This is a genomic window from Rhodococcus sp. 27YEA6 (genome assembly GCF_044908235.1).
Classification (GTDB): domain Bacteria; phylum Actinomycetota; class Actinomycetes; order Mycobacteriales; family Mycobacteriaceae; genus Rhodococcus_F; species Rhodococcus_F qingshengii.
In genome coordinates, this window is record NZ_JBIYCY010000053.1 from 1 (window position 1) to 4,158 (window position 4,158).

Sequence of the window (4,158 nt, forward strand, 5' to 3'; positions counted from 1 at the left end):
CGCCGCATCGTCGGCCTCCCTGACACCCGTTCATTCGGCATGCTTCCATCCTCGTTTCCAAGGCCAGAAGTCTCCACCGAACCCAGAGCGATTCAAAACAGCGCGTTGTCATCGGCGACGGAGCGATGGGCACCATGTTGCAGGCCGCGGACCTCACTCTGGACGACTTCCTCGGCCTCGAGTACCGTGGCGTTCGTTGCTCGTTAGGATACGGCGCGTGCCCGGACCTCGAGGATCGTGCCAAGTTGGTGGTGTTGCTCGAACCCGAGCGAATCGGCGTCGAACTGTCCGAGGAACTGCAGCTACATCCCGAGCAGTCCACTGACTTTTTCGTCCTGCACCACCCGGAAGCAAAGTATTTCAATGCCTGAGTCGTCGACGGGAACACCAGACGAGGGACCCCCTTCGTTCGCGCGCCGCGTCCTCGACACAATCGACCGTATCCCCGCAGGTCGCGTAATGACCTACGGGCTGATCGCTGCCCACCTCGACGCACATCCTCGTCAAGTCGGCCGGGTCATGACCCACTGGGCAGACGAAACACATTGGCACCGCGTCGTCTACGCCGATGGCACTCCCGCCTCCTGTCACGGAAATAAAGCTGCCGTCCTACTGCGCAGCGAGGGGACGCCCATGCGCGACGGACGAGTCGACCTCGTGCACGCGCTGTGGAATGAATGATCCACCTGAATTGATGGCGGGAACCGTCCTGCAGTCACAGCTGACGAAATGTCATGTGCCCGTACGGGCCAGTCATCTTCACCCTGGTATTTGCTCCCGCGGCCATGTCTTAAGTCTGGTATGTCGGATGAGGCACGGCCACCCGCTGCGTGGCCTCGACATGCTCTCAGATGGAATGGCAGTTCGCGACACATCCAGGGGCAGCGTGTAAGACGTTAGAGTGTGTAGCGCCGACGCGGCGTGTGAACGGGGAAAGCGCAGCGGCCGAGAGCCCCGTCCGGTACCGATTCGATGAGGTGGACGGTCAACTGACAACGTCGAACACGTAGTGCTCACGCTTCGCGCTGAACCTCTACGTGGAGACAAAAAGATCTTTCACAGGGCGAGCGAGCGAACTGCAGTCTGGACGATCGGCAACACGTCCTCCTCGAACCACAGGTTCTTGGCAAGCCACGGCTGGTTGCGCGGAGAAGGATGCGGAAGGGGAAGGTACCCCAACGGCAAGTAATCCTTCGCTGCTTTGACGGTCTCGGTCAGCGTCGGCTTGCGCCGACCACGTAGATAATGTGCCTGTGCATACTGACCGACCAACACCGTGAGTCGGACGTCGAGCAAACTATTGTTCAGTGCCCCATGCCAGTGGGATACGCATTCGGATCGCGGTGGTTGATCCCCAGACCTCGCTTTGCCTGGATAGCAAAAGCCCATCGACATGACGGCTACCTTGCCCGGGTCGTAGAACTGTGGGGGCGTCAAACCGAGCCAAGTGCGCAGACGGTCACCTGAAGGATCATCCCAGGGAACACCCGTCGTATGAACTTTGCGGCCGGGCGCCTGGCCGATCACACGCAACCGAGCCGATGGACCTGCTTGCAGTACGGGACGAGGTCCGCACGGCAAGTGGTCCGCGCAGAGCGTGCACCCTCGGATGTCCCTGAGCAACTCAGCCAATGGCTCCGGCATATTTCCCATCTCCGGAGTCGAGGCAAGCATAGAAATGAGGTCGCTATCGGATGCGTTCGAGGTCGTCGCATTACCGGAAAATCACCGAAATCCGGGTGGAAGGCTCGAAACCGCGCAGGTAGGCCGGCTGACAGGTTCCTCAGTGAGCGGGCAGCGGGGCGTCGAGTCCCCCAGTATTTGGCGCGGTTTCTCCTATGTCCCCAACCGTGCCTCGAAGACGCATGTGCCCGTCGGACAACGTGTAGGTGACGCCGACGATCGCGCAGGCACCTCTGTCCACTTTCTTCGCGATGATGCGCGACCTCTGCATGATCAACGACCCTGTTTCCACCACATGACGACCTTCGAGTTCGTCGACCGTGGACAATCCCTCGCGACGGCCCATCAGGATCGAGGGGGCGACGCGCTCGATCACACTACGAATGAAACCGTCGGGCACCGCGTTCTTGTCCAAGGCATCGAGAGTGGCTTTCACTGCGCCGCAACTGTCGTGGCCGAGGACGACGATGAGCGGCACGTCGAGCACCTCTATGGCGTATTCGATCGAACCGAGCACCGAATCGTCGAGCACATGACCTGCGGTGCGAACGACGAACATGTCGCCGAGACCCTGATCGAAGATGATCTCGGCGGCTACGCGCGAATCACCGCAACCGAACAAGACCGCGGTGGGATGCTGTTCGTTGAGCAGCTTCGCGCGGTCGACGATTCCCTGGCTCGGGTGGATGGACGCGCCGTTGACGAATCGCTCGTTACCCTCGCGAAGAGACTTCCAAGCGGAAAGAGGACTTGAACGTGGCATTCATCCATTGTGCACACGGCGTCTTCCGCATTGCTGACAGGGGTGTTGACCCACCTATGGTCGGGTGGTCACGGCTCCGACGAAGTGTCGGCGAGCTTTGAAATCGGCTGTGCGGCAACGCAGTACCGTTCGAACCTCTCAGCGGTCGACAACGAATCTCCTGCGAACAAGGATCGCGGTGAAGCGAGGGACCGCGTGGTCGTGACTGCGCAAGGATTTTGCCGGATCGCGCGCGTGATCACCACGAACAAGGCGGTCGAGCAGTCGGGTTTCTGGGTCTGCGGAAACTCCTCGACTCACTTCGTCACCACAAGACGCGTGTCACTACCGCGCCGGCTCAGCGCAGTGCGCTTAAGGCGACGTTTCCGGCGAGGTCGGGTAACTCACACGCGTCCCGTCAACGTGCGCGAAAGAGGTAAGCGTATGCGGCGGCGCCGACTTCTTGGTCATGATGTCAAGCACGACGACGCCGCGCACCACGAGGGCGTCGCCGATCATCGAACGATGGCATCGCCAGGGCACAGCTTCGGCACACATGATCGCTACATCGCTGTTGTGGCCTCGCTCGACGAGCAGGTCGATCGCTTCGGCAAACTCATCCGTCTGCATGTAGTCCGCGTAACCCTGGAACGAGGCGTTTCGCCACGCACCGTTGATGCTGTCCTTGCGTACGTGACGCAAGCCGCCTAATGCTTTCATTCTGCGGTACGTGATCTTGCGTGCGCGCACACTCGCCGCCAAAGCAGCCTCACCGAACTGCGGGTTGTGTCGGGACTTGGCGATGGTTCGCACGTCGATCAGCTTCCTGATCCCGTACGTCTCCAAAAGATCGACGAACTCGTCGATCGAGTGCGTCGAGTGCCCGACAGTGTAAACCCTGATATCTGACATGACACCACGCTACGTCGTATCCACCCTCGCGGAGACGGTGTACCGAACCGAAGCCATGCGGTCGTCGATGCCCGACGCCTGCCCGGTGGCCGGCCACCTTCGGTGCCCCCCGAAATGAACATCGGCGGGCTAATCCGCAGCGAGCATGTTCACCAGGTGCCCGAACAATTACACCGGTGAATAGCAGGCCGATACCGAACCGTCTGCGCCGCTTGCTCATCGCGAACAGTGCTTGAACGAACTCTGGGTACTCGCGCCGAAGGCAGGCCGAGGTCTGTTACATGCCTAGATTTTTCACGGTAGATGACGGACCAAGATCAGGCAGTCTGATCCTCGGGTTGACGAACATATTTCGGGGTCACGGAATGACTCATGCAGCGGTGTCGCCTTCGGTCCGGCGTCGGTTCCACGCCCGGTAGTGGTGGTTTTCCTTCCTGAGAGTCGATCGAGCAGGTGGTCTCTGCGTTCAGGGGGTCGCCAGAACCCTCTTGAACGCGACAGCGAATTCATGTGCCCAAAGCCAGGTTTCGGGTGTCCGCAGGATCTGTTTTCGTGAATGCTTGATTGTCCGGGCGCCGGTGTGCAGCATCCGGTATCGCAATGTTTGCGGTTCCGCGGACGCGAGTTCACCATGCACCAACAGCAGACGGGTCCACGCGAGGAAGTCGCATGCAATCGCGACAACCATCGCCGATATGAGTGTCAAAACAGTGAAAGATGCACTCGTGGTTGGGCCCCCGTTAGCAGTCCAGCACCTATGCGATAGCTAGTTGGTTTTCTTGAGTCCAGTTTTCCCAGTAGCGGTTTGGCGTCATGCCATC

Annotated in this window: 5 protein-coding genes and 1 pseudogene; 2 read left to right on the forward strand and 4 right to left on the reverse strand. The window is 60.1% G+C overall.

The genetic code is table 11. From position 1 onward, the window contains the following. Positions 1-173: 173 nt before the first annotated feature. Both ABH939_RS32975 and ABH939_RS32980 read left to right on the forward strand, forming a co-directional pair. Positions 174-371 (forward strand): annotated as a pseudogene (locus tag ABH939_RS32975) (vitamin B12 dependent-methionine synthase activation domain-containing protein); the annotation flags it as partial. Beyond that, a complete protein-coding gene (locus ABH939_RS32980) occupies positions 364-681 on the forward strand; it encodes an MGMT family protein (RefSeq protein ID WP_064073787.1) in 318 nt (105 codons plus the stop codon). The pseudogene ABH939_RS32975 and the gene ABH939_RS32980, both read left to right, overlap by 8 nt. 375 nt (positions 682-1,056) lie before the next feature. Here the strand turns inward: ABH939_RS32980 and ABH939_RS32985 are convergent, their stop codons facing one another. The 4 genes from ABH939_RS32985 to ABH939_RS33000 form a co-directional block, all read right to left on the reverse strand. Continuing rightward, positions 1,057-1,674 (reverse strand): uracil-DNA glycosylase family protein, encoded by a 618-nt coding sequence (locus ABH939_RS32985; RefSeq protein ID WP_308119004.1) that lies wholly within the window; start codon positions 1,672-1,674, stop codon positions 1,057-1,059. A 109-nt stretch (positions 1,675-1,783) separates the two neighbouring features. Further along, the gene (locus ABH939_RS32990; protein ID WP_208722121.1) at positions 1,784-2,446 is read right to left on the reverse strand and encodes a carbonic anhydrase; all 663 of its coding nucleotides are present in this window, start codon (positions 2,444-2,446) and stop codon (positions 1,784-1,786) included. Between the two features lie 351 nt (positions 2,447-2,797). Continuing rightward, entirely contained in the window at positions 2,798-3,337 is a 540-nt protein-coding gene (locus tag ABH939_RS32995; protein WP_221742981.1) for a DUF488 family protein, read from the reverse strand. Positions 3,338-3,803: 466 nt separating this feature from the next. Beyond that, entirely contained in the window at positions 3,804-4,025 is a 222-nt protein-coding gene (locus ABH939_RS33000) for a transposase (RefSeq protein WP_054828263.1), read from the reverse strand. Between the last annotated feature and the right edge of the window lie 133 nt (positions 4,026-4,158).